Source organism: Verrucomicrobiia bacterium, from assembly GCA_035946615.1.
GTDB lineage: Bacteria > Verrucomicrobiota > Verrucomicrobiia > Limisphaerales > UBA8199 > DASYZB01.
Genome location: DASYZB010000034.1, coordinates 1 through 25,058, shown reverse-complemented (window position 1 = coordinate 25,058; position 25,058 = coordinate 1). Strand labels below are relative to the sequence as shown.

The following is a 25,058-nucleotide window of genomic DNA, read 5'->3' as shown; positions in this document are numbered from 1 at the left end:
TTGTAAACATGGAGAGCGCAAAGCGACAATTCAAAGAGACCCTCGACCTTTTGGAGTGCGGCGGCAATTGGGTCGCCTGTCTCCTGCTGTTTTTGGCCGTCCTGGCAGCCTTTGTTCCCGCACTGAATAACGACTTTATCAGCTTCGATGACGGGACGTACGTGACGCAAAACCAGCATGTGCAGACCGGCTTGAGCTGGCGAGGAGTGCGCTGGGCGTTTACCACCTCGCACGGGAGCAACTGGCATCCGCTAACCTGGCTGTCGCACATGCTGGACTACCAGGTTTACGGTCTCAGGCCATGGGGACATCACTTGACCAGCATTTTTTTTCACGGGGCAAATAGCGTGCTCGTATTCCTGCTGCTAATGAAGATGACCAATTCATCCTGGCGCAGCCTGTTTGTGGCCGGCATTTGGGCCTTGCACCCGCTGAGAGTCGAATCGGTGGCGTGGGTTGCCGAGCGCAAGGATGTGCTGAGCGCTTTGTTCTTCCTGCTCACCCTTTGGGCTTATACGACTTACGCTCAGCGAAAACCAGCCGCGTGGCGCTACTATATCCTGGCTCTGGCTTTCTTTGCTTGCGGGCTTATGAGTAAACCAATGCTGGTGACCCTTCCATTTGTGTTGTTGTTACTGGATTTCTGGCCTCTGCGGCGGCTCTCCTCCTCTCCGTTAGGACTTCTCCTGCTTGAAAAGCTCCCTTTCCTTGTTCTGGCGCTTCTTTCGAGTCTTGTGACTTTCCTGGTCCAGAACAATGCCGGGGCCACGCTGTTGCTGGGCCGCTTGTCCTTTGGCGATCGTCTTGCCAACGCTGTGGTTTCCTATTGCCGGTATCTCGGTGACATCTTTTGGCCGGCGAATTTGGCCATCTTCTACCCGCATCCAGGCAATTGGCCTGCGGGCTCCGTTCTAGCGGCTTCAGTCCTGCTCGTGGCCATCACCGTCATTGTATTTTTGACACGGCGCGAGCGGCCTTATCTGCTGATGGGTTGGCTTTGGTTTTTAGGGACACTGGTCCCGGTGATTGGCTTCGTGCAGGTTGGCCGCCAAGCCATGGCAGACCGTTATACCTATCTCCCATCGCTTGGCGTGCTGGTTGCCTTAACCTGGTTGGTTCCAAGCCCCCAAGCAGCGCGCTCCCGGGCAACGGTTTTCTCGGCAGTTGGGCTCGCGCTGGCGCTGCTATGCGGCGCGATCACTTTTCATCAAACCGGCTTTTGGAAAGATAGCGAGACGCTGTTCCGTCATGCCATCGCCGTCGTTCCGGATAATTATCTCGCGCACGGCAATCTGGGAAACGCCTTGGAAAAGCAGGGACGCCTCGCTGAAGCCCTGCGGGAGTATGAAGAGGTGCTGCGCCTGAAACCGGATGATGTGAACACGCGCAACGGGCTGGGCAGTTTGTTCCTGGAGTTGGGCCGCACCGACAATGCCATCGCTCAGTTCGATGAGGCACTCAGACGTTTACCAACTTTTGCGGAGGCGCGCAGCAACCTCGGCTATCTTTATCAACGCCAAGGCCGCCTCGAGCAGGCTGCGCTCGAATACCGCGAGGCCTTGAAGTTGGACCCGAAAGATTTTCGCATCCATCTCAACCTGGCCGGTGTGCTGGTGGCGCAGGGGCACAGCCAGGAAGCGGTTGCAGAACTCAGCCAGGCGGTCGAGTTGAATCCAGACGATTCGTCCACGCGCAATGATTTGGGAAGCGTGTTGTTCAATTTGGGCCGTCTCGATGAAGCGCTCGGTGAGTTCGAGCAAGCGGCACGGCTGGACTCCAACTCCCCTGAAGCCCACTTCAATCTTGGTGCGGCGCTGGCCGCGGCTGGCCGGCGTGAGGAAGCAATCATACAATTAAAGCTGGCACTTAAGCTGCGCCCCAATTACCCGGAAGCCACGCAACGCCTGAACGAGCTTTTCTAAGAGCCACTTTTGAAAATGTAGCAGCCGACGTACCTGAACAAGGTTTTTCAAACGCCCTCCAAGAGCGTGTTTTTTAAAATAGCTGGCCGTCCCCTCGTCCTCGAAGCCCGCAACAGACGCAAGCAGTTTTCATATGGTGTAACTCTCTGCCGAGCGGCCCGGCACTTTCCTAACCTCAATTTCGATGGGTTGGATATGGCTAATCATGTAAGTCCCACGATGGGAATCCCGCTCGGATGGCTGCGTGCGCCCCCGGCCATCCGTGGCGCGGGCCATGAGAGTGCAGTGGCCGGGTTGGGCAGGCGTGTGCCAATGATGTTCCCATAAACGCCAGCCGTAGCCGTTGGGCGGCCCTAATAACTGCGCCGGCAGCCAGATAATCCCGCCATCGGCGCTCACTTCCACTTTTGTCACCTCCGACTCCCCGGTCCAGGCCGCTCCATGAATCCTGTAAATCGAACTGGCCGGCACCACCTCGTGCAGCGCAGGACGCGCAATTTGGGCTTTGACCTCCAGTTCCCCGACCGGCAGCAATTGAATCGGCAGGCCGTCGCGCCGCTCCCAAAAGGTGTAATCTGCCGTTTGAAAATAGCCGCGGAAAACCCGCTCCGTCACCAGAATACGGCTGAGCCATTTAACCGAGGCCATGCCATACCACCCGCTGACCACCGCTCGCACGGGGTAGCCATGAGCCAAAGACAACCTCTCGCCATTCATCTGGTAGGCCAAAATCACATCCGAACTCAGTGCCTTGGCCAGGGGCAGGCTGCGGGCATAAGTTATCTTGCCGGGCGACAGCGGCTCTTTCTTGATCTCACCGCTGTCCGCGCCTTCGAGCACAATCTCCCGCGCCCCGGGCTTGAGTCCGGCCTGATGCAAGACCTCCGCTAAGGGCACACCGGTCCATTCCGCGTTGCCCACCGCTCCCAATTCCCATTGCAGCCCGCTGACTTTTGGTGAAAGAAATATCCGGCTATTGCCTGCGCATTCCATCACCATGGCCACCGTCTTTGCCGGCATTTGGGTTAATTGAGCATAGGTCAACTCCAGTGGCCGTTCCAACTGCCCCTCGATCTTCAGACGCCAGCTCGCGAGATCAATCTGAGGAACGGGGAAATGGCTGCGAACGAAAAACTGCTCGTTAGGAGTCACTGCGCTGTTAAGCCCCGAAAAGACGAACTCAAGGTTTTCAGGTTCACGCTCGCGGATGATCAATCCGCGAAAGGCGTCTTGTTCGCGCAATGAAGGCGCCGCTGGGGGTTCCGGCACTGTCAGAGGGTCTCTCATAATTCACATAATCGCCCGGGCTGTTTCCACCGCGTGGACAATCTGCGCCGAATTGGCGCTCGGAGCAAGTTTTCGCAACCCAAGTTGGCGCACTCCGACTTGGCATCTATTGACATTTAATTGCTGCTAAGGTGTAGGGAATCTCAAGTTCTGTGAGGTGGTACTCCTTCGAGTCTCAAGAACGCCAATACCTCTGGAGGTGGTCCATCGAACTTCAGCAGCGGAACATTACCGAGGTATTGCAGGTCCTTCATCCCTTCGGGCGTGGTGTAAAACCCGCTCATCGCCAGGTTCCGAAAGGTCCGGAAGAAACCAGCCGCCTTTTTGAATCCGGGCCGGGCCTTTTGCAGGGAGCAAATATCGTCGCAGATGCGCTGCTTCTGCGCATCGGCCAAATCAGCAAACCCGCAACGGAATCGTTTCTTCGATTCGGTTTCCAACCAGGCCAGGCCCGCCAGCAACTCTTTACGGTCCCGCTGCTGGCGCTCGTAGGGCGCGCTGATCCATTCGTCAATGAAATCCGGCACCTTGAGCTGGCTGGCGCTGGGCGACCGGTCGTCTGCCGGCAGGATGACATCGCACAGCGCGGACACGGCCCGGTGCTGCTCAGCAGTAAAGGTCAGCGGCCAGAAGTCACCCGGCTTATAGACCTCCATCAAATTGGGGTCCCGGCCATAACCGGACAGGGCGCGCGTCGCGCCAAAACTGCGGGCGTCCAGCATTGAAACAGTGGCAGTCGCGGCGAGCATCCATTTGATTGCCTCGCGCCTATCCATGCGTTTTGGATCAGTCATATTAGAGATTTCCTTTTTTGGCCTGGTCGAGCAGGTAGTCACAAGCCCGCCACGCATTGGCCATGATCGTCAACGTCGGGTTTTTGTCTGCATTCGAGACAAACGGCCCGCCATCGGTCACAAACAGGTTTTTGACATCCCACGCCTGGCAGTATTGGTTAAGGACCGAGTGCTTCGGTTCGGCGCCCATGCACGTTGTGCCGACTTCATGAATGATCGAGCCGCCGACGTCGATGGCCTTTTTGCCGTCGAGTTCCGGCCCACCGACAACCCGCCCGCCCATCGCCTCGATTATCTCGGCAAAGGTCTTCTGCATGTGGGCAGCTTGTTTTTCTTCGTGCGCGGACCATTTGAAATGAAAACGCAGGACGGGAATCCCAAACGCATCTTTCCTGTCCGGATCAACTTCGCAATAGCTGTCCTCATTGGGGATCATTTCGCCTCGTCCAGCAAAGCCGACGAATGTGCCGTAGTAGCGCCGGGCGTCTTGCTTGAGCTTGCGGCCATAGCTGCCGGCGGTAAAATCGTCCAGCCCGTCAAAGATTCCCGCTGTAGGCATCTCGCGCCCGCCACCCAGTTCGATGTGGTAACCTCGCGGGAAATCGAGCCGCCGCGCCTGCTGCTCCTGGTACAACCACCAAGGCATGTACAGGTGCATCCCGGAGGCCCCATCCTCATTGTAAGCCGGGCAATTCTCGAGGGCGGGGATTTGCCCAAGCAGATCACTGCCCACGGAGTCCATTAAGTACCGCCCCACCTTGCCGCTGCTATTGGCAAGCCCGTTGGGAAACGATGCGTTCTTGGAATTCAGAAGAATTCGAGCTGACTCGCACCCGCTCGCCGCCAGCACAACGACCCGGCCCGCGGCATGCCCATCCTGTCCGGTCTTTTTGTCAATATAATTGACCCCAGTTGCCTTGCCGTCAGTGCCGAGGGTTACTTCGCGCGCCATCGCGTCGGTCAGGATATCCAAATTGCCGGAAGCCAGCGCGGGCGGCAGGTGCACTGTTGTCGATTGGTAGTTCGCCTTAATGGAACAGCCGCGCCCGCAGGGGGTGGCATAGAAGCAAGGCAACCGTGCTCCCATAGCGTCTGCCAAAAGTCCCCTCGCCCGCGCATCCTCTGGATGCAGCATGGCCGGGACCTTTTTCACGTCCTGCCTCTGGGTAAGAATTGCGCGGTGCGCCGGGATGACCGGGATTTTGAGCCGAGTGCAGGCTCTTTTGATAAGCAGCTCATACGCGCGCGGTTTAGGCGGAGGCAAAAGAACTTCCGGGGAAGAGTTGGGGGTGTTTTCGAGACCTTCGTTGCTGCCAAAAACACCGATGAGGGCTTCCACTTTGTCATAATAGGGGGCAAGGTCCTTGTAATCCAACGGCCAATCGATTCCCAGACCATCCCGCTCACGCGGTTTGAAATCATAAGGCCCCATCCGCAAAGCAATCCGGCCCCAATGATTGGTCCGCCCGCCCAGCATGCGCGGACGCCACCACATGAAATTCTGGTCCGTGCAGCCCACTTCCGAGTCGGTGGCTTCGTGCCAGCCGGGGCCTCGCCGGCTGCGTTTCACCAGGTACGGCTCCTTTGGCACCGTCCAACCCCCGCCCACGGTCGCATCGTAGAACCCGAACGGTTTGTCGGGCGTTCCGGCCTCCCCAAGCGGAGCCTGGTGGGAAGTGTTGAACATCGGCGTTTCCATGACCGGGTCGTACTTGCGGCCCGCTTCGAGCATCAACACCTTCAGCCCAGCCATTGCCAGCACATAGGCGCTCTGACCGCCGGCAGCACCGGAGCCGACCACAATGACATCATAGGAAGGTTTGGTTTTACTGCTTGTGATAAAAGCCATAAGGATAATTAAGTCGCTCTGCCTTGCGCGGTCAACCGGGGTCTGCTCCGCGCGCAGACCCCTTGGAGTTTGGACATTTAGCATGCGCCTTTTGCCTTCCTTTGTCGGAAACCTTGTCGGAGACTTCGCTGGCCCTGGCCGGTTTCCGACAAAGGAAGATGAGGCGCGCCCTGGGGCAATCACCCTCGCTGCAAATAACTGATTCCCTTTGTATGGTAAGCAGGAGGTCTCAGGAACATTGAGGCTCAGCCGAATCTCGGGCGATAATCGAATGAAAACTTTATTCTGGATCAGCGTCGGCCTCCTGTGTGGAATGAGTGGCGCAAAAGCGCAGGATCAAACCAATATTGCCCCACGGGCTGAGGAGGTCCTTCGGGCCGCCTGCCAATACATGGCCCAAGCCCCCTATTTCGGCCTGACAGCCGAGGTCTGGCGCGAACACATCAATCCCGAAGGCGAAAAGCTCCAATTCACCCGCCAGGTGGAACTTCAAGTCAAACGACCCAATGGGCTGCACATGAATATCCACTCATCCTACGTCCAGCGGCAATTCTGGTATGACGGCAAGTCTCTCACGGTGCTGGATGGGAAGCGAAATTTTTACAGCACCGCGCCGATGCCCCCCAGTTTGGACGCCGCTCTGGACACCATCCACGATGAGTATGGGATTGACCTGCCGTTAATGGACCTGGCACTGAGCGACCCCTACGCCAACGCCATCGCCAAGGTGCGCAAAGGAATGTACTTCGGCTTGTCCGCTGCCATGGGCTTTAGTTGCCATCACCTGGCCTTTGTCCAGGATAACATTGATTGGCAGGTTTGGATTCAGGACGGACCCCAACCGCTGATTCGCAAATTCGTTATCACGCAGAAAAATGAGCCCGGCCAGCCTGAATTCACGGCTTTGATTACCCAATGGGATATGTCGGACCGCATTTCTGACGCCGCATTTGCGTTTGAGGCGCCTGAAGGCGCGCTGAAAATCCCAATGCGAAAAGACGTCGCCCAGCAACAAGCCGCAGCGACTGGCACGCAGCAGGAGTCATCAGCCGGAGCGCAAACAAAATAACGCATATTTATGAATGCCGTTAAAAGCAATCCAACGAACCCGCGCGTTGCTTCGCTGCCGGCGGCGAGGAAATCGAGCCGGCGTTTAATCGCGTTCTGGCTCAGGACGCTGGTAATCCTGCTTGCGATGGCGCAGGCGCAGGCGCAGTGGGGCAGCATTCGCGGCAATAACCGCAGCGCTCCGCAACGTTCCGCCCCCGCCAGCCGCGCTCCGGGTAGGGCGCCCGCCGCGCGCGCGCCGAGTTCGCGCCCGGCTTTCAATCGTCAGGAAGAGCGCGGGCGCAGCCCTGTTGTCCCAGAAGGGCGCAGGCCCGCCATCGCCGAAGGCCGGCGGCCCGAGCCTGAGAGGAGACCCGAAGAGGAGCGCCATTTCGAAGGAGGCGGCGCGGTCGCCCGAGGGCCTGAAGTTGAGGGAGGATACGAGCCGCGTATCCGGGATTTCGACGAGGAGCGCCGGCACGGCTATTATTGGAACAATTATTCGCTCGGAGCCGTGCTGGGAGCGGTCCCCGCCGGCTACGTCCCGCTTTACGTCGGCGGGAACCCTTATGATTATTATCAGGGCGTTTATTATCAACCCTCCTCCTCCGGGTACATCGTCGTAACTCCACCCCTCGGGGCGGTCGTTCCCCAACCACCCCCGGGGGCCGAAGCCATTCCGGTCGGACCAACGGTGTATTATTACGCGGCGGGTGCTTTTTACTTGCAGGAGCCCCAGGGCTTCGTCGTAGTGGCGCCGCCCCCGGGGATTATTATCACCTACCTGCCTCCGGGCGCGGTGCCCGTCAACATTAACGGGGCCATTTATTATCAGGCTGACGGAGCGTACTTCCTGGCTGTGATGCAGAACGGCGTGACCGTGTACGAAACCGTCCAGCCCTGAGCACTGGGCAAATGGCAGAGTCGAAGCATCGAGCCGCCATTCCTGAGTGTAGGAGACGAGCGTAAGGAGTCTCTGATCAGCAACTTCCGGGTGAACCAAAAGCGGCCATCTGACAATCTTGATCAGAGACTCCTTACGTCGTCTCCTACAACCCCGGCGCCGGTGCGCGCGAAGCGTCGTGTGAAGTTTGCTCTCCCTGCCGCATTGCGGCTCCCACTTTTCCCGCATACAGTGTCCCGGCTTGAAATCAAACGCCATGGTTTATCTGGTTGGCGCTGGACCCGGTGACGCCGGCCTGCTGACGCTGCGCGGAGCCGAGTTGCTCGGGCGGGCCGACGTCGTCGTGTACGACGCTTTGGTTAATGCGGAGCTGCTCGCCCTGGCCCCGGCGTCCGCCGAAATCATTTACGGCGGCAAACGCGCCCGCGACCATGCGATCCCACAGCCGCAACTCAATCAGTTGCTCATCGATAAGGCGCGCCAGGGCAAAACTGTCGTGCGCCTCAAGGGCGGGGACCCCTACGTTTTTGGACGCGGCGGCGAAGAAGCCGAACAACTGGCCGATGCGGGCGTTCCTTTTGAAGTTGTGCCCGGGGTGTCTTCCTTTGTTGCTGTGCCCAATTATGCCGGGGTCCCCCTCACTCACCGGGATTTTTGTTCGAAGTTGACCCTGATCACCGGCCACGAAGACCCGGCCAAGGAGGCCTCCCATATCGATTGGGCGCAGGTTGCAAGGACCCCGGGCACAAAGGTCATCATGATGGGGACAGACCGGATAGGCCAAATTGCCGAAACTCTCGTTGGGCATGGGATGAACGCCGCGACGCCCGTGGCCATGGTGCGCTGGGGCACTACTGGCCGGCAGCAGTCTATTGAGGGGACGCTGGGCACCATCGCCCAGGTCGCCGCCAACACCAAGATCGGCCCCCCGACCGTCGCGGTAATCGGCGAGGTGGTCAAACTGCGCTCCAAACTCAACTGGTTCGAGCAGCGCCCTCTCTTTGGGCGGCGCGTGGTGGTGACGCGCTCGAAGGAACAGGCCCCTCAACTCTCGCGCCGGCTCCAGGAACTGGGCGCGGAGACACTCGAAATCCCCACTATTAAAATCGAGCCGCCTTCCAAGCCGCAGGGTTTGGTCGATGCCCTTCTCGAACTGAACTCTTACGACTGGCTGGTTTTCACAAGCCCCAACGGGGTCACAAGGTTTTTTGATTATTTTTTCAGGCACTTTCATGATATGCGCGACATCGGCGGGGCGCGCATTGCGGCCATTGGCCCAGCCACCGCCGGCAAGCTCAAAGAGTTGCATCTCCAGGTGGACTTGATGCCGGACGATGCGCTGGCCTCCTCGATTGCGGAAGCCTTTGCCGAATACGAGAGCGTCGAGAATCTCAAAATCTGCCTGCTGCGCGCTGAGGTCGCCAACCGCGAACTGCCCGCAGCGCTCGAAGCCATGGGTGCTATAGTGGATGACATCGCCATTTATCGCACGGCGCCCGATACGGCGGATCCTGGAGGCGCCGCTGCCCGGCTGCTGGAAAGCGGCGCTGACTGGATTACCTTCACCAGCGCCTCAACCGTTGAACATTTTCACGCCCGGTTCGAGTTGCCGCAATTGCTGAAGAAGTTTCCCCAGTTAAAAGTGGCCTCCATCGGTCCGGAAACCTCGGCGGCCCTGGCGGCCCTGGGCCTCAAGCCTGCCGTCGAAGCCAAGTCCCACACCATCCCGGGCCTGGTGGACTGCCTGGTTGCTTTGTGTAAAGCGAAACGGTCCATTTGAGAGTTCTTGGCTGTCCGCGCCGGCCTTGCCAAAGGGGGGGCGATACTGTTAATTCTGGGCGCCCAATGCCCAAACGCGCGGACATCCATTCGGTTCTGATAATCGGCGCCGGTCCAATCATCATCGGGCAGGCCTGCGAGTTCGATTACTCCGGCACCCAGGCCTGCAAAGCCCTGAGGGAAGAGGGCTACCGCGTTATCCTCGTCAACTCGAATCCGGCCACCATCATGACCGACCCGGAGTTCGCGGATCGCACCTATATCGAGCCCATCACTCCCGAGTGCGTGCAAAAAATCATCGCGAGAGAAGCCGAAGAGATGCGCCGGGACGGAGCCAAAGGCAAGCTGGTGCTGCTCCCCACGCTGGGCGGGCAAACGGCCCTCAACACCGCCATGGAGTTGTTTCGCAATGGCACGCTGGACAAGTTTGGCATCGAGATGATTGGGGCCAATGCCGCAGCGATCGAACGCGGCGAAGACCGCCAGGTATTCAAGGACCTGATGATTTCCATCGGCCTGGACGTGCCCATCAGCGGCACGGCCCATTCGCTGGCCCAGGCGCGAGAGATAGCCGAAGAGATAGGGCGCTTGCCCCTTATTATTCGGCCCGCCTTCACCCTCGGGGGCACCGGGGGCGGCATCGCCTACAATCGCGAGGAGTTCGATGGCATCGCCAAACGGGGGCTGGAATTCTCCCCTGTCTCGGAAATCCTCATCGAAGAATCGTTGCTGGGCTGGAAGGAATTCGAGATGGAGGTCATGCGCGACCGCAAGGACAACTGCGTGATCGTCTGTTCGATTGAGAATTTCGATCCGATGGGCGTGCACACCGGCGATTCCATCACCGTGGCCCCCATCCAGACCCTTACCGACAAAGAGTACCAGGTCATGCGCGACGCCTCGTTTGCCGTGATTCGGGCCGTTGGTGTGGAGACGGGCGGCTCGAACATCCAGTTCGCCGTCAATCCGGCCAATGGGAGAATGGTCATCATCGAGATGAACCCGCGCGTGTCGCGCTCGTCGGCCTTGGCGTCGAAGGCGACTGGGTTTCCCATAGCCAAAATCGCGGCCAAACTGGCCGTGGGCTATCTGCTCGATGAGATACGCAACGACATCACGCGGGTCACTCCGGCCAGTTTCGAGCCGACCATTGATTACGTCGTTACCAAGGCGCCGCGCTTCGCATTCGAGAAATTCGCCCAGGCCGACCCGACGCTGAACACGCAGATGAAGAGCGTGGGCGAGGCGATGGCCATCGGACGCACCTTCAAGGAATCGCTGCAGAAAGCGCTGCGTTCGCTGGAAATTGGGCGCTCTGGCCTGGGGGGCGACGGAAAGCCCTGGCGGGTAGGGGAAACTCTTTATGGGGACCGCGACATCCTGCCGCGGGAGCTGATTGTGCAGAGGCTGAGCGCGCCCAATGCCGAGCGCGTTTTCTTCCTGAGACACGCGCTGCGCGCCGGCTTCAGCATCGAAGAGATGTTTCAATTGACAAAGATCGACCCCTGGTTCCTGACCCAAATCAAAGAAATTGTGGATTTTGAGGAGGAACTGGCCGCAACAAAGGGGATGTAGGGAAGCCGAAGGGCGACCGTAATGAATATATCCTGACGCAGCATCGGGGTTCTTGCAAAAATCGGCGGGCTTTGCGCAATGCAGGCTGCTTTCGAGGGAGAGCCGAGCCGATGAATTGTCAAATGTTGGGATCCGGTTCTTATTCTTCATTTCTGGAAAACGTAAGCAATGGGCGCGCGCATTGAATGGGACCCCTCTCCCCCGGCCCTCTTCCCTTCGGAAGGGGAGAGGGAGAAGCATCGGGGTTCTTGCAAAAATCGGCGGGCTTTTCGCAATGCAGGCTCCTTTCGAGGGAGAGCCGAGCCGATGAATTGTCGAATGTTGTGATCTGGTTCTTCTTCACCGGAAGGGAAAAAAGAGAAAATCATTTTGGCGCCCCGACCCAGGGCGGCGCTTCGCTTGCCCTGGGCTATTCTCATATCGTCCCTGCGGGACTTCAGTTTGGCTCGCGGCGGTCGCATAAACAGTGAGCTATGACGGTTCAGGCGCAAAAGAGCGCAAAAGAGCGCAAAGAACGGAAAGAACGAAAAGGCTTTGACTTTGCATAGCTCCCTAGGCCACGACGCTTTCGCGGACGGGGGCGCCGTTGGCGAATTCGGCGCGGACTTTGTCGGCGGCGGACTCGGCGGTGAGGCCGTATTTGCGGCGGAGGTCTTCGACGGTGGAGGCGTGTTCGATGAATTGGTCGGGCCAGCCGATTTGAACGACGGGCAGGGAGATGCGTTTTTGGTTGAGGAATTCCAACACGGCGCTTCCATAGCCGCCCATGAGGACGTGGTCTTCGAAGGTGACGAGGACGTCGGCGGAGCGGGCAAAGAACTCGGTGGCTCCGGCGTCGAGGGGTTTGGCGAAACGCGGGTTGACGAGCGCGACGTCGTAGCCCTCGGCGGCGAGGATGGAGGCGGTCTGGCGTCCGAGGCGCATCATGTTGCCCAGTGGGAAGAGGGCGACTTTGCGGCCGCCGTTGTTTTGGAAGCCGTGGATGAGTTCGGCTTTGCCGATTTGGAGGATTTGGGGGAGTTCCTTGATGGGTACGCCTTCGGCCGGGCCGCGGGGGTAGCGGATGAAGGCGGGATGGGGCTGTTGAGTGGCGGTGAACATCATGTCGGCCAGTTCATCTTCATCTTTAGGGGCCATGAGGATGCAGTTAGGGACATGGCGGAGGTAGGCGATGTCGAACAGGCCGTGGTGGGTGGGGCCGTCCTGAGCGGAGAGGCCGGCGCGGTCCATGCAGAAGGTGACGGGGAGGTCCTGGAGGGCGGCATCGTGGACGATGCAATCGTAGGCGCGCTGGAGGAAGGTGGAGTAGATGGCGCAGACGGGGTGGAAGCCCATGGCGGCCATGCCGCAGGCGAAGAGGACGGCGTGTTCTTCGGCGATGCCGACATCGTAATAGCGGTTGGGCATGGCCTTTTCGAGGAGCTTGAGGCTGGTGCCGCTGGGCATGGCGGCGGTGATGCCAACGACGCGGTCATTTTTTTGGCAAAGGCGGACCATGGTTTGGCCGAAGACATCCTGCCAGTTGGGTGGGGCGCCGGGTTTGGCGGGCAAGGTAGCGCCGGTGGCGACGTCGTAGGGGCCGAGGCCGTGGAATTTCTCGGGGTTTTTGAGGGCGGCGTCGAAGCCTTTGCCCTTTTTGGTCAGGACATGGATGACGATGGGCTGCTCGCAGGTTTTGGCGAATTCGAGGGTGGAGATGACCAGAGGGAGGTTGTGTCCGTCGATAGGTCCTAAATAGCGGATGCCCATTTCCTCGAAGATGAGGCTGCTGCCGTAGCCGCCGCGGCCGTCGGATTCCATGACGGCAGGGTTGGGCTGGAGGGCGACTTCGGTGAGGGCGCTTTTGAAGCCTTCCTCGGCCTTGTGTGCGAGTTTGAGGGCGACCTCGCCTTTGGGGAGGCGGCGGAGGAAGCGTTCGAAGTCTTTGGCCAATTTGGTGTAGGAGGGGTGTGTGATGAGCTTGTTGAGGTAGCTTGAGATGGCGCCGACGTTTTTGGCGATGCTCCATTCGTTATCGTTGAGGATGCCGATGAAGCGTTTGGTGGTATGGGCGATATTATTGAGGGCTTCAAAGGAGATGCCATTGGTGAGAGCGGCGTCGCCGAAGATAGCGACGACGTGTTCAGAGGAGGCGCGCTGGTCGCGGGCGGCGCAGAAGCCGAGGGCGGCGGAGAGGGCGGTGCCGGCGTGTGCGGCGCCGTAGCAATCGTGTTCGCTTTCGGAGCGGAGTGCAAAGCCGCAGAGGCCGCCGGTGCTGCGAATGGAGGGGAAGCGGGCGCGGCGACCGGTGAGGAGTTTATGGACGTAGGCCTGGTGGCTGACATCCCAGATGAACTTGTCTTTGGGGGTGGAGAAGACGCAGTGGAGGGCCAGGGTGAGTTCGACGACGCCGAGGTTAGGGCCCAGGTGGCCGCCGTTGCGGGCCAGTGTGGCGATGAGTTCCTGGCGGATTTCCTCGGCCAGTTTCAGCAACTGGTCGAGGGACAGTTTTTTGACCTGCGCCGGGTTATCGAGCGTTTGCAGGAATTGGCCCATAGATTAATCGCCCTTGGGGCCTGGGAAAGGTTTGAGTTGTGGTGGGCCGGGTTCTTTTTTCTCGAGCACCTGGATTTTGACCTCGGCCTCGGCGAGTTTGTTTTGGCAGATCTTGGCTAAGAGCGTGCCTTCCTGGTAACGTGCCAGGAGGGTATCGAGGGGCAATTCATTGGTTTCCATGTCTTCGACGATGGCCTCGAGTTTCTTGAGGGCCTGTTCGAAAGGCAGGTTCTCAGTTTGTGCGGGGTTGTTGGGACCCGCGTTCTTAGGAGCACTGGACACAACAATGGAACCTAAGACAAAAGGCCGGGCGCGTCCAGCCCGTAGTCGTGGCATTCGGAATCGGTTATTGGCGGGGGGCGCTGGCGCCTGAAGGCGGCGTTCCGCGCGTCCGGAACGGCGGCTCCAGCCGGCCGCGCTTTGCTCTTTGAAAGGCGACCTCGAGTTTTTACAGTGTTGGCGATGATACCGGCCGACTGCCGCGTGCGGCGCGCCACGCTGGATGACCTGCCCCAACTGATGGGGATTTGGGGGGCGATGCAGTTCCCGCTCGATGAGCTGTCGCGGCGTGTGACGGAGTTCCAGGTGGCGACCGGCCCGGCCGAGGAGGTGTTGGGGGCGATTGGGTTGCAGATTGCGGAACGGCAGGGGATGATTCACAGCGAAGGGTTCGCCGATTTCGCAATGGCCGAGGGGCTGCGCCCGATGTTCTGGGAGCGTCTTCATTCGGTGGCCACCAATCATGGCCTGGTGCGGTTGTGGACGCAGGAGGAGGCGCCGTTCTGGAGCCATTGCGGGCTGGGCAAGGCGGGGCCCGAGGCGCTGGAAAAGCTGCCGGCGGCGTGGCGGGGCCTGGGCGGGGGCTGGCTGACGTTGAAGCTGAAGGAGGACATCGAGGAAGTGATTTCAGCCGACAGAGAGTTTGCGTTGTTCATGGAAGCGGAGCGGCAGCGCACGGCGCGCACCTTTGGCCATGCGCGGGCGTTGAAGCTGCTGGCGACGCTGCTGGCGCTGGGGTTGCTCCTATTTGTCATCTTGGGGGCGATTATGTTGTTGCGCAAAAACCCGCAACTGCTGCACCCCTGAGCCTTTCGGCTTTCTGGTTTCTGGTTTTCTTCATTGCGGTTTGAGATAATTGCCCAGCGGCTTGAGGACGCCGAATTTGAGCAACAGGAGGATCAGGATGGTGTAAGCCAGCGAGATGACCACATCCTTGGCCAGCTCGCGCCGAGAGTACTTGACCGGCTTATCCGACAGGACCTGCCCGGCGCCTTTGTGCATCAGAACGAACCCCAGCACGTTGGTCAGCCAATACCCCACCACCACCGCCGGCGCAAACGCCGGTTTATACAACGCGCTGACCACCCACGCAAACGCGAGCGCCAGGGGCACATTGACGAACAGGTCGTTCCACCAGGAGAGCGGCGACAGCATGTAGCCTACCCACACCACTATCCCTCCGGTGATTTTACGTTTCCAGGCCATACCCTGCGCCGATGCCTCACCCCCTCCTGCCTCCTCCTCCTCGTCCTCGATCCTTCAGCGGCCTATGCAACGGTTCCATCCGCCCAAAATGTCCACTCCCCCCCAACTCGACAAGACCGAAAAATCCGGCCCAAAACCACGTATTCCGCGGTTCAAAAAAATTCATCTGCGGTTTCTCCTCGCCTCCTTCACCAACTCCTCTTCTTCCGGCAATAACCTCCCCTGCCGCCCCCGTTCGAGGTACGCCGCGGCTTTATTCGTCTGCCCATCCGCATTCAACAGCAACCCGTAATAAAGCGCCACCCCGGGTGCCTCCAACCTCTCCGGCGGCAGCCCTTCCACCACCGCCAATGCCTCCCGGGTTCGCCCCTGCAAGTGCAGCCCCCACGCATACGTCGTCGCAAACACCGCCTCGCCACCATGCTCCCCATACACCTCCCCGGCCAGCCGATACGCACCCACGCTCTCCACCCCAAGCAACATCGACGTCGCCGCCAAATTGTTCCGCGCCACCGCATCCTTCGGATCGCCCCTTACCATCGCCCCATACAACTTGTGCAGGCCTCGCGTATTGCCCCGCGCCGCATATCCCCTTTCCAGCTCACCCCACGCCCAACCTTGCCCTGCGAATCTCTCCGCTATTTGCCACAGCACAGCCTCCTTTGCCTCCGACGCTGCCACTGATTCTGACGCCCACCGCCCCGCCAGCTCCTGCAGGCTCACCAGCCCTTCCAGCCGCGCCCCCGCCTCGCGCAGCGCCAATCCCCACTGGGCTCGGGCGCTCACCAAATTCTTTTCACCACCTGCCGCCACTGCCCCCAACCCGAGTCGAAGAAATTCCAGCTCACCCCACCGTTGCCCCTCCAGAAAATCCTGCGCCCCCCCGAAATCCCTTCGCGCAAGGTAACACTCCGCCTTTGCCAACCGCACCGCTCCTTCCCCCTGCTCTTCCTCAGGCAGCCCCGAAAGCCAGGCCCATGCGCGCCCCGCCATCTGACGACTCATGAGCCACGAGGCCACTCTATAAACATCTGGCGCATTGGTCGCCGCCCGCTCCTCAACCGTCTGCAGGTACCCCTCCCACTCCGTGCTCTGCGACGCCTCCAGAATTTCCACGTGCTTAAGGCTATCCGCAATGGTGACGCCCTTTTCCTCAAGCAAACGGCGTGACACTTGTTCCGCCCTTGGCAAATCTTTGCGCCTCAGAGCATCAGCAATCAGCCACCGCAACGACAGCAGCCCCACCCGGCTCTCGCCACTCAGCCCCTCAAGCACTGCCCGCGCCCGCGCCGCCTTTGCGCTATCAACCGACTCGAGCCGCAGCGCAGCCAGATTCAACTGGTGCAGCGGGTTATTGGGTTCAATCTCGCTCGCCTTCTCAAAGTGCGCCTCTGCCTCCTGCGCATCCCCCTTCTTGAGCGCCAACTCTGCCGATAAAACCTGAAACAACGCATTCGTTGCGCCGCACCCGGCCAGTTCCTCCAGCACCTGCCCCGCCATTGGCCAAGGCCGGCCCTGGACGCGCAGCCCGGCCTCGGCCAGCGCGAGTTTATTGCTCATATCGGGCTGAAGCTCAGCAATCCGCCCCCGCCACTCCAGCAACCCAGGCCCCCCGCCCGCCTCTGCCAACGCTCCCATCACCCGGCACGCCCCAATGCTCCTCCGGTTCAGCCCCAGCCCTCGGCGCGCGCTCAACGAGGCATTTTGGAAATCTCCTTTCGCGAAGTATTCCTCAGCCCTCTGAACAGCCTGCGCCTCCTTGTGCTGCCGGTAAATCGGCCGGGCCCAAAGCCAAATGGCCGCAGCACCAACAACCACCACCAGCAGAATAAACCTCATCGGGATTTTCATAGCGCGCCCTAAAGCCACAGCATTCAAGTGACAGATATAGCGAGAAGTCAATCGCAAAAAAGCTCATTGACTTTGTAAGTTCACTATTTATGCTCAGCTCCAATCGGAGTCGGTCTCAGACGAAGGGAAAACTTTGCAATGAAAACTTCAATATTCCGTTGCCTCGCGCTAGGTGTACTCGCGTTTGCTGTTAGTCTGCGGGCAGATGTAATCTATGACAACAGCAAGAGTGACTTGGAAACCCGTTTCGACCCGGGCATGATCGAAGTGGGTGATGAAATTCTCTTATCGGGTTCCGCCAGATTCCTGACAAACTTCTCTTTTGAATTTTGGGGGACCGCCCGCAACGGTTCGTTTGCGGCGCCCGTCGAGGCCAGAGTGCGCTTTTATCAAAACGATGGCGCTCTGGTGAGCGGTTATCATGCCCCGGGCACTCTCTTTTACGACAGCGATTGGGTTTCCATCGGTCAACCGACTTCGCGCAACACCCTGGTATTTGATCTCAGCCAGGACCCGAACGGCGGCGGCATTTTTTTGCCGGTCGTCTCAGATATGACCTGGAGCGTGCAGTTCCAGGGGTTTGGCGCCGGAGATGCCGCCGGTGTGGACCTGTATTCGCCCCCGGCTTCCGGGCAGGCTTATCCAGATTATTGGGAACTCAGTGGCAACGTTTGGGAATTGAAAACGAATACAATGCCGATGAATTTCGCGGCCAGGTTTGAAGCGAGCCCGGTCCCGGAGCCTGGCACATTCGCATGGGTTGCTTTGGGCGGTCTTGTTCTGCTGGCTCGATCTAGAATTGTCGTAGGTTACTTAAAATCCAGCGTGTAAAAGCAATTGTTGGGCTGCAGCGGCAACACCAGGATGAATTGGCCGACGGTGTCGGACCGGGAGTTAGTGACGCTGAGCCATTCAATGGGAGGGGCGAGGCTGGTGGCCTTCATGAGTTGAAAGTCCCTGGCGGTATTGGTCCAGGCCAGGCGCACGCGGCCATCGTCTAACAAGGCCAGCTCCAGGCTGGGCATCGGCTCGACGCGGATGCAAGGGGAGAACTCGGATGTATTCCCGTCCAGGTCGGTTGCCGTTGCCGTTAGCATGTAACCAATGGGAACTTGAGCAGACAAGGGCACGACAAAACTGGCTGCGCAATTTTGGTCTGTAAGCACCATCGCATCTCCCAGATAGACTTGGCCTTCTCCGTTCCCTAAGCCATCGCAAGTCTCACTGGCGTAAAACTCGATGAGCAAAGCACGATTGGGCGTGCTATTGAGAGTGCCGCGCACGACAGTGACTCGATCGGCCACAGCTCCCGACAAAAGGGGGAAATTCTGTAGTTGGTTGGCCCCGTTATCGAGATCACAAGGGTCATTGGCGTTTATCCCTGCCGGTCCGAGGTCAATTCCCAAACCGCCATTGTCGAAGATATAATTAGCACTGATCCGGTTATTGGCGCTGCCGTTGCGAATTCGCAACCCGGCAAAGATGCCTTGGGCGAATGCTATCCAATTGCCCGCCTCCGCCGCGCCACCGATGAGGTTGTTGCTCGAGCCGGATTCAATTTCGACATTATGGAAGGCATTGCCTAAGCCAGCAGTTCCATCGATTGTTGTCCCGATGAAATTTCCTTGGATGCTGGTCCAGGACGCGTTGACCAAATAAATGCCACGAGTATGGTTGGCCGAGATGACATTGCCGTCCCCGATTGAAGCTCCGCCGATAATCGTCTTCGATACGCCTTCAGCATAAATGCCCTCGAGCGCGTTACCCAGAGCCATTCCTCCTGTGGCATCGGTCCCGATTCGGTTTCCTTGCAGCTCATTGCCCACGGCATCACTGCCAATCAGGTAAATCCCCGCATCATGATTGGCTGAAACCAGATTGCCCGCGCCAGGGCTAGTCCCACCAATAAGATTCCCAGGCGCACCCGAAATGCCAATTCCGGCCCGCCCATTGCCCAGCGGGCTTGCCCCATCGGCGGCGGCGCCAATCCAATTTCCATCGAGCCGGTTGTGGGTGGCCCCTCGACCGATCAAAATGACTCCGTCCTGGCCGTTGCCCGAGATAATGTTTCCGGCTTGCGCGGCATCCCCACCGATCAAATTGTCAGACGATTCCAGGCGGATGCCGCAGAGGCCGTTGGAAACCCGCCGAAGCCCGCTCCAATCCGTCCCAATAAAGTTGCCTTGGACCGTCTCGCCTTTGTCGTCGGCAAGAAGTTGGACGCCGTAATTTGCATTGCCGGAAATTAGGTTGCCCAGGCCGGGGGCTGCTCCGCCAAGGTCGTTCGAGCCAGCCGCGGCGAACGTGACGCCATTATACAGATTCGGCACCGCGTTGGTCCCGGTCACATCAACCCCGATGAAATTGCCCGCAACGACATTCCCAGCACTGTTTGTGGCGAAAAAGATTCCGTCCTGCCGGTTCCCGGAGATGACATTCCGGGCGCCGGGTTCGGCGCCGCCTATCTGGTTGCCCGCTGCTTCCAGAGTTGAAATTCCGGCAAAATTGTTCGGCACTGGAGTTTTGCCTGTCGAATCGGTTCCGATAAAGTTGCCTTGGATAATGTTCGCGTTGCTACCGAACAGAAGGATGCCAGCCTGGCCGTTTCCTGAAATCAGGTTCCCTTCGCCTGAATGGGTGCCGCCGACCAGATTGCTCACTGCCTGGAAAATGGTGATTCCGTCAGCCGAATTGGCCGCAGGAAAGCCAGAATTGGCAGTCATGCCGATCTTATTCCCCTGCACCCTATTTCCCGCCGCTCCGGCTCCTATCAGGTAAACTCCACTGCCCCGGTTGCCCGCGATGGTGTTCCCAGCCCCGGCGGCGGGTCCACCAATGCAGTTGCTTGCCGAGTTATAAATCACAATGCCGTTATTCGCGTTTGCCAATGGCCCTGCACCGCCCCATGTTGTCCCGACCCAATTGCCCTGCACGCAGTTTCCGCTGCCGTTGAGCAGGTAGATTCCCGCATCGCGGTTGCCCGAAATGAGATTGCCTTGGGCGCTGTTGGTTCCGCCGATGAGATTGTCCGAGGAATTATCGAGCCAAATGCCTTCCAGCCCGTTGCTTTTGCTGGTGGTTCCAGAGGCCGCAGTCCCAATGTAATTCCCCTGGATGACATTGTTCCCGCAGGCCGCAACGTGTATCCCCCCTCCGGAGAATCCGTTGATTACCAACCCTCGAATAGTGCAGGTGCCGGCGCTAAGCCGCAGACCGGGACAATTACCGGCCAATGCGCCATTCAACTCGATGAGCAAGCCGCGACTCGATCCGGGCTGAGTCATGCCATCGAGCACTATCGCAGACGACAGCGCGGGCAGAGATGATGCCGGGCAAATGGTTTGCACACCTCGCCCGGCGATACTGAAGACAATGCTGTTGGGTCCACTGGTAGCATTGGCATCCAGAATTGCTTGCCGCAGCGAGCCTGGCCCAGCGTCATGGGTATTCGTCACTACCAATGTCGCTGCCAAACTGGTCATTCGCGCTGCAACGACAAATGTTGCCCCGCAGGCCCAGCCCCCGAGTCGCGGCAACCAATGCCTGGCGCTTGGCCGCTCTCGATAAGCGTTCAAATAAATGCCTACGCCCCGCGTTTCCACTGTGCCAGCCTCGAAAGGGTGCCGGCGCCGGCAACTATCCCCCCAAAGACCAACAGCGCCGCGTTCGAGGGCTCGGGGACCGGTTCGATGCCATATACGTTGTAATTGTTAAACACGAGCGTGTTGCCGTATCCGGCGGTGCCGGAGATTGATTCATAGCTTTCGAAGGTAGTGCGTCCTTGGTCGGTTATGTAGGCCGACTGGAAACGGAAGCCGTTGCCGGAGGCGGGCTGCTGGCCGATGTCAGACCAATAGAAGTTGAACGTGTAGCGGGCGCTGCCGGTGTCCCATTGTGGGTTGAAGTTGACGGAGCCGACGAGTTGGAGGGAGCCGGGGCCGCCGGCGGCGAGTTTGTAGAGTTCACCGCGACCATCATAGGGGCTGAGGGCGATGGCGTAATCGGCGAGGAAGCCCGGGGCGAAGAGGGCGGAGGAGCGTGAGCCGAAGTTGCTGCACATGGAGATGGCGGAGCGGGCGGGGGATTGGGAGTCGGCAAAGGAGGAGGTATTGGCAAAGCCGCCGGGGAGGGAATCGATATAGAGGACGACGTTGTAGTTGAAGGTGAGCGAGGTTTTGTTGAGGACAGCGGAGACGCGAGTGGAGTTGTCGCTGAGGGTGAGGGTGCCGCCGCTGACAACGTCGCCGCCCCCATTGCCATCGTAGAGGTTGCCGTAGTAGGTAACGGCGGCCAGGGCCGCGGTGTGGGTGAGGAGGATGGAGGTGAGAGCTGCCACGCAGGATGTGAATTGTTTTTTCATAGATAAACTAAATTTCCCTTCTGGGGTGGAATGTTTAGGCGAAATGGGACGGGAAGGCAAGTCTTTTGTAAAGAGATGTAGTGGGACTTTGTGGGTTGCCGGGGCGGTTTCTGGCGGATTGACGAAGGGGGGCGTGGGCTTTAGGATTTCGCGCATGGCGAATTCGAGCAAGAATCGCAGGCGCAAGGCAGTGATGGTTGGGCTTGGCCTGGATTCAGATGGGCATAAACGGCTCACGACGGGTCCCAATTTTCTGCTGGCAGGCGGCAGTGAGCAGACCCACGACGCGATGACGGAGAAGGTGGCAAAGATAAACGAGAAGCTGGCGGCAAGAGGCAAGCAGCTTGAAGAGGTCACGCGGGAGGAACTCGACGACATTGCGCAGTCGGTGGGATTGCGCGCGGGAGAGGGTCCGGGGGAGAGCAAGCCTTGAAAGCGGGATGTGGATGGGGGCCTGAGACAGGTTACCGCGGGGACGGCGGGAAGGCCAACACATAGGGGGCCCCCGCGCCCCGGCCCCTCGCGGCTTCGGAAGTGGAGAGGGAGAGGCAAGGGCAGATTAGAGAAGTAATTCATGTAACGGACGCGAAAGCAAGCCCCCGAAGAGCAGAGCGACCTATGGAGTTTATTCTTTCACTGGACCAGGGCACAACCAGCTCGAGGGCGCTTATCTTCGATCACCAGGGGGCAATACGGGCCTCGGCGCAAAAGGAATTTCCGCAGCACTTTCCGCAATCCGGCTGGGTGGAGCACGACCCCAACGCCATTTGGGACTCGCAACTGGCTGTGGCCCGCGCGGCCCTGGCCAAGGCGGGCTTGAGCGCGGGGGACATCGCCGCGGTGGGCATTACCAACCAACGCGAGACGGCCCTTATCTGGGAGCGCCGCACCGGCCAGCCCATTCACAACGCCATTGTCTGGCAAGACCGGCGCACGGCGGGCTTTTGCGATGAACTAAAGCGGTCCGGGGCAGCGGACCTGGTCCGGAGCAAGACCGGTCTGGTGATAGACGCCTATTTTTCGGGGAGCAAGGCGCGCTGGCTGCTGGACAACGTCCCCGGCGCGCGGCAATGGGCGGAGCGAGGGGAGCTGGCCTTTGGGACCGTCGATACCTGGCTGGTGTGGAAACTGACCGGAGGGGAGCAGCACATTACCGATGCGAGCAATGCCTCGCGCACGATGCTCTTCAATATCCACACCGGCGCATGGGACGAGGAACTGTTGAAGGCCCTCGATGTGCCGCGCGGCCTGTTGCCCGAAGTGCGTTCTTCGAGCGAGATGTACGGGCGAACAGCGGCGGATTTGCTCGGCGCTGCGGTCCCCATAGGGGGCATTGCGGGCGATCAGCAGGCGGCACTGTTCGGACAGAACTGCTTCAGCCATGGACTGGCCAAAAACACCTATGGCACGGGCTGTTTTATGCTGATGAACATCGGCTTCGAGCCAACGCCGTCGCGGCATCAACTTCTGACCACGGTTGCGTGGAGATGCGGCTCCAAAACGGAATACGCATTGGAAGGCAGCGTGTTCATTGGGGGGGCGGTCGTCCAGTGGCTGCGGGACGGCCTGGGATTAATCCATTCATCGGGCGAGGTGGAGCCCCTGGCCGCGAGCGTCCCGGATTCCGGGGGGGTGTACCTGGTGCCAGCGTTCGCCGGGTTGGGGGCGCCGCATTGGGACCAATACGCGCGAGGGTCAATCTCGGGCCTGACCAGAGGGACGACCGGCGCGCACCTAGCGCGGGCCGCTCTGGAAGGGATTGCCTTTCAAGTGGCCGACGTCCTGGATGTGATGAAAGAGGATTCCCAAATCGCCCTGGATGAACTGCGGGTCGATGGCGGCGCCTCGGCCAATAACCTGCTGATGCAATTCCAGGCGGACCTCCTGGGGGTGCCCGTCGCGCGCCCCAAGGTAGTGGAAACCACGGCTTTGGGGGCGGCTTACCTGGCGGGCCTGGCGGCCGGCTTCTGGAAGGACCGGGGAGAAGTCCAAAAGACCTGGCAAACCGAGCGCGTGTTCGAGCCGCGAATGAGCCGGGATGAAGCGGCCCACCGCCGGAGCCGTTGGGGTGAGGCGCTCAAGCGCTCGCGCGACTGGGAAGAACGGGCGTCGAGCGGCTCATGAATCGACAAGACACCCTGAGGCAAATCATCGGCAGCACCGCCCCCTGGGACCTGGCGGTCATCGGCGGGGGCGCCACGGGCGTGGGCATTGCCTTGGACGCCGCGGCGCGGGGTTACCGGGTCATGCTGGTCGAGCAGAGCGATTTTGGCAAAGGCACATCGAGCCGCTCGACCAAGCTGGTTCATGGCGGGGTGCGCTACCTCCAGCAGGGGAACCTTTCGCTGGTGATGGAGGCGCTCAAAGAACGGGGCATCCTCTTCCAAAACGCGCCGCACCTTGTCCACGACCTTTCCTTTGTCGTGCCTAATTACCAATGGTGGGAAGCCCCGTTCTACGGCCTTGGCCTCAAAATCTACGACATGCTGGCCGGCCAATACGGCTTTGGCCGCTCGCGCTTGCTCTCCCCGGACGAGGTCCTCGAGCGCATCCCCACCCTCGACCGGGACGGCCTGCGCGGCGGCGTTCTCTACCGCGACGGCCAGTTTGACGACTCGCGCCTGCTCATCAACCTGGCCCAAACCGCTGCCGGCCTGGGCGCGCCCCTGTTGAATTACGCACCCGTCCTCGCCTTGCTCAAAGACCGCGACGGGCTGGTCGAGGGCCTGCGCTTCCGCGACCAGGAAAGCGGCCAGGAACACGCCGTGGCGGCGCGCTGCGTTGTCAATGCGACCGGGCCGTTCTCAGACGGGGTGCGCCGGCTCGATGACCCGCGGGCCGAGCCCATGCTGGCCCCCAGCCAGGGCGTTCACCTGGTGCTCGACTCCTCCTTTCTGCCCGGTGACACCGCCATCATGGTCCCCCACACCCGCGATGGGCGTGTGATGTTTGCCATTCCCTGGCATGGCCACGCCCTGGTGGGCACCACCGATACTCCTATCTCCAACATCGCCATCGAACCGCGGCCGCAACCGGGAGAAATCGAGTTTATCCTCGAGACGGCGAGCGATTACCTGGCCAAACGCCCGCGGACCGAGGACATCCTGAGTGTCTTTACCGGCATCCGGCCACTGGTCAGCGCAGGAGGCGGGAGAAGGACGCCTCCCCCCGGCCCCCTCGCCTTGGGAAGGGGAGAGGGAGAGGGCTGGGCCAGAAACACGGCGAGCCTCTCGCGCGACCACACCATCGCCATTTCCAGCTCCGGCCTGCTCACCATCCTGGGAGGCAAGTGGACCACCTATCGAAAAATGGCCCAGGACGCCGTGGATCATGCGGTCGTCCTGGGGCGCCTGCCCGAGCGGCCATGCACTACTCGCGATTTGCGCATTCATGGATTTCACCCGGACACCCGGGACGCGCTGGGGGTTTATGGCTCGGACGCCGCGGCGATTCGGAGCCTCATGCAAGCCGACCCCGCCCTGGCCCAACCGTTGCATGCGGCCCTGGCCATTAACGGGGCGCAGGTGGGGTGGGCGGCGCGCGAGGAAATGGCCCGCACCCTCGACGATGTGCTGGCGCGACGCACCCGCGCATTATTCCTGAATGCCCGGGCGGCAATCGCAATGGCCCCAGCCGTGGCGCGGCTCATGGCGTCCGAGTTGGGCCAGGA

At 60.0% G+C, this 25,058-nt stretch carries 18 protein-coding genes and 1 pseudogene; 10 read left to right on the top strand and 9 right to left on the bottom strand.

Annotated features, from left to right (window positions below):
- Positions 1-8: 8 nt before the first annotated feature.
- The gene (locus VG146_05300; GenBank protein HEV2391764.1) at positions 9-1,922 is read left to right on the top strand and encodes a tetratricopeptide repeat protein; all 1,914 of its coding nucleotides are present in this window, start codon (positions 9-11) and stop codon (positions 1,920-1,922) included.
- Positions 1,923-2,051: 129 nt separating this feature from the next.
- Here the strand turns inward: VG146_05300 and VG146_05295 are convergent, their stop codons facing one another.
- The 3 genes from VG146_05295 to VG146_05285 all read right to left on the bottom strand — a co-directional run bounded on the left by VG146_05295 (position 2,052) and on the right by VG146_05285 (position 5,852).
- Positions 2,052-3,209: a sulfite oxidase gene (locus VG146_05295; protein HEV2391763.1), complete on the bottom strand. Its 1,158-nt coding sequence runs from the start codon at positions 3,207-3,209 to the stop codon at positions 2,052-2,054.
- A gap of 143 nt (positions 3,210-3,352) precedes the next feature.
- On the bottom strand, positions 3,353-4,003 hold the full coding sequence (locus VG146_05290; GenBank protein ID HEV2391762.1) for a gluconate 2-dehydrogenase subunit 3 family protein: 651 nt from the start codon (positions 4,001-4,003) through the stop codon (positions 3,353-3,355).
- 1 nt (position 4,004) lies between these two features.
- Positions 4,005-5,852 carry a GMC family oxidoreductase gene (locus VG146_05285; GenBank protein ID HEV2391761.1) on the bottom strand — a complete coding sequence of 616 codons (1,848 nt, stop codon included), beginning with the start codon at positions 5,850-5,852 and terminating at the stop codon, positions 4,005-4,007.
- Between the two features lie 271 nt (positions 5,853-6,123).
- Between VG146_05285 and VG146_05280 the strand changes: the two genes are divergently transcribed.
- The 4 genes and pseudogenes from VG146_05280 to carB all read left to right on the top strand — a co-directional run bounded on the left by VG146_05280 (position 6,124) and on the right by carB (position 11,136).
- Entirely contained in the window at positions 6,124-6,921 is a 798-nt protein-coding gene (locus VG146_05280) for a DUF2092 domain-containing protein (protein HEV2391760.1), read from the top strand.
- A 9-nt stretch (positions 6,922-6,930) separates the two neighbouring features.
- Positions 6,931-7,803 carry a DUF6515 family protein gene (locus tag VG146_05275; protein ID HEV2391759.1) on the top strand — a complete coding sequence of 291 codons (873 nt, stop codon included), beginning with the start codon at positions 6,931-6,933 and terminating at the stop codon, positions 7,801-7,803.
- Between the two features lie 241 nt (positions 7,804-8,044).
- Entirely contained in the window at positions 8,045-9,583 is a 1,539-nt protein-coding gene (gene cobA / locus VG146_05270) for a uroporphyrinogen-III C-methyltransferase (GenBank protein HEV2391758.1), read from the top strand.
- Between the two features lie 65 nt (positions 9,584-9,648).
- Positions 9,649-11,136, top strand: a pseudogene (carB, locus tag VG146_05265) (carbamoyl-phosphate synthase large subunit).
- A 573-nt stretch (positions 11,137-11,709) separates the two neighbouring features.
- Here carB and dxs read toward each other — a convergent pair.
- Complete coding sequence (gene dxs, locus VG146_05260) at positions 11,710-13,692, bottom strand: 1-deoxy-D-xylulose-5-phosphate synthase (GenBank protein ID HEV2391757.1); 1,983 nt, start codon at positions 13,690-13,692, stop codon at positions 11,710-11,712.
- Between the two features lie 3 nt (positions 13,693-13,695).
- Positions 13,696-13,974: an exodeoxyribonuclease VII small subunit gene (xseB, locus tag VG146_05255; protein ID HEV2391756.1), complete on the bottom strand. Its 279-nt coding sequence runs from the start codon at positions 13,972-13,974 to the stop codon at positions 13,696-13,698.
- 171 nt (positions 13,975-14,145) lie between these two features.
- Between xseB and VG146_05250 the strand changes: the two genes are divergently transcribed.
- Positions 14,146-14,778, top strand: coding sequence for a hypothetical protein (locus VG146_05250; protein HEV2391755.1), 633 nt, complete (start codon positions 14,146-14,148; stop codon positions 14,776-14,778).
- A 30-nt stretch (positions 14,779-14,808) separates the two neighbouring features.
- On the opposite strand, the gene VG146_05245 is transcribed toward VG146_05250, so the two are convergent.
- Both VG146_05245 and VG146_05240 read right to left on the bottom strand, forming a co-directional pair.
- Entirely contained in the window at positions 14,809-15,177 is a 369-nt protein-coding gene (locus VG146_05245; protein HEV2391754.1) for a hypothetical protein, read from the bottom strand.
- A gap of 162 nt (positions 15,178-15,339) precedes the next feature.
- Positions 15,340-17,028: a hypothetical protein gene (locus VG146_05240; protein ID HEV2391753.1), complete on the bottom strand. Its 1,689-nt coding sequence runs from the start codon at positions 17,026-17,028 to the stop codon at positions 15,340-15,342.
- 138 nt (positions 17,029-17,166) lie between these two features.
- Between VG146_05240 and VG146_05235 the strand changes: the two genes are divergently transcribed.
- On the top strand, positions 17,167-17,859 hold the full coding sequence (locus VG146_05235) for a hypothetical protein (protein HEV2391752.1): 693 nt from the start codon (positions 17,167-17,169) through the stop codon (positions 17,857-17,859).
- Here VG146_05235 and VG146_05230 read toward each other — a convergent pair.
- Both VG146_05230 and VG146_05225 read right to left on the bottom strand, forming a co-directional pair.
- Positions 17,838-20,510, bottom strand: a complete 2,673-nt coding sequence (locus VG146_05230) for a NosD domain-containing protein (GenBank protein HEV2391751.1) — start codon at positions 20,508-20,510, stop codon at positions 17,838-17,840. The two genes, VG146_05235 and VG146_05230, sit on opposite strands and share 22 nt — an antisense overlap.
- 101 nt (positions 20,511-20,611) lie before the next feature.
- Positions 20,612-21,388, bottom strand: coding sequence for a hypothetical protein (locus tag VG146_05225; GenBank protein HEV2391750.1), 777 nt, complete (start codon positions 21,386-21,388; stop codon positions 20,612-20,614).
- A 154-nt stretch (positions 21,389-21,542) separates the two neighbouring features.
- On the opposite strand from VG146_05225, the gene VG146_05220 reads away from it, so the two are divergent.
- From VG146_05220 to VG146_05210, 3 genes are all read left to right on the top strand, one after another.
- Positions 21,543-21,821, top strand: a complete 279-nt coding sequence (locus VG146_05220; GenBank protein ID HEV2391749.1) for a hypothetical protein — start codon at positions 21,543-21,545, stop codon at positions 21,819-21,821.
- A 185-nt stretch (positions 21,822-22,006) separates the two neighbouring features.
- On the top strand, positions 22,007-23,512 hold the full coding sequence (gene glpK, locus VG146_05215; protein ID HEV2391748.1) for a glycerol kinase GlpK: 1,506 nt from the start codon (positions 22,007-22,009) through the stop codon (positions 23,510-23,512).
- Positions 23,509-25,058 (top strand): FAD-dependent oxidoreductase (locus VG146_05210; GenBank protein ID HEV2391747.1); only part of this gene is annotated, 1,550 nt, incomplete at its 3' end. The genes glpK and VG146_05210, both read left to right, overlap by 4 nt.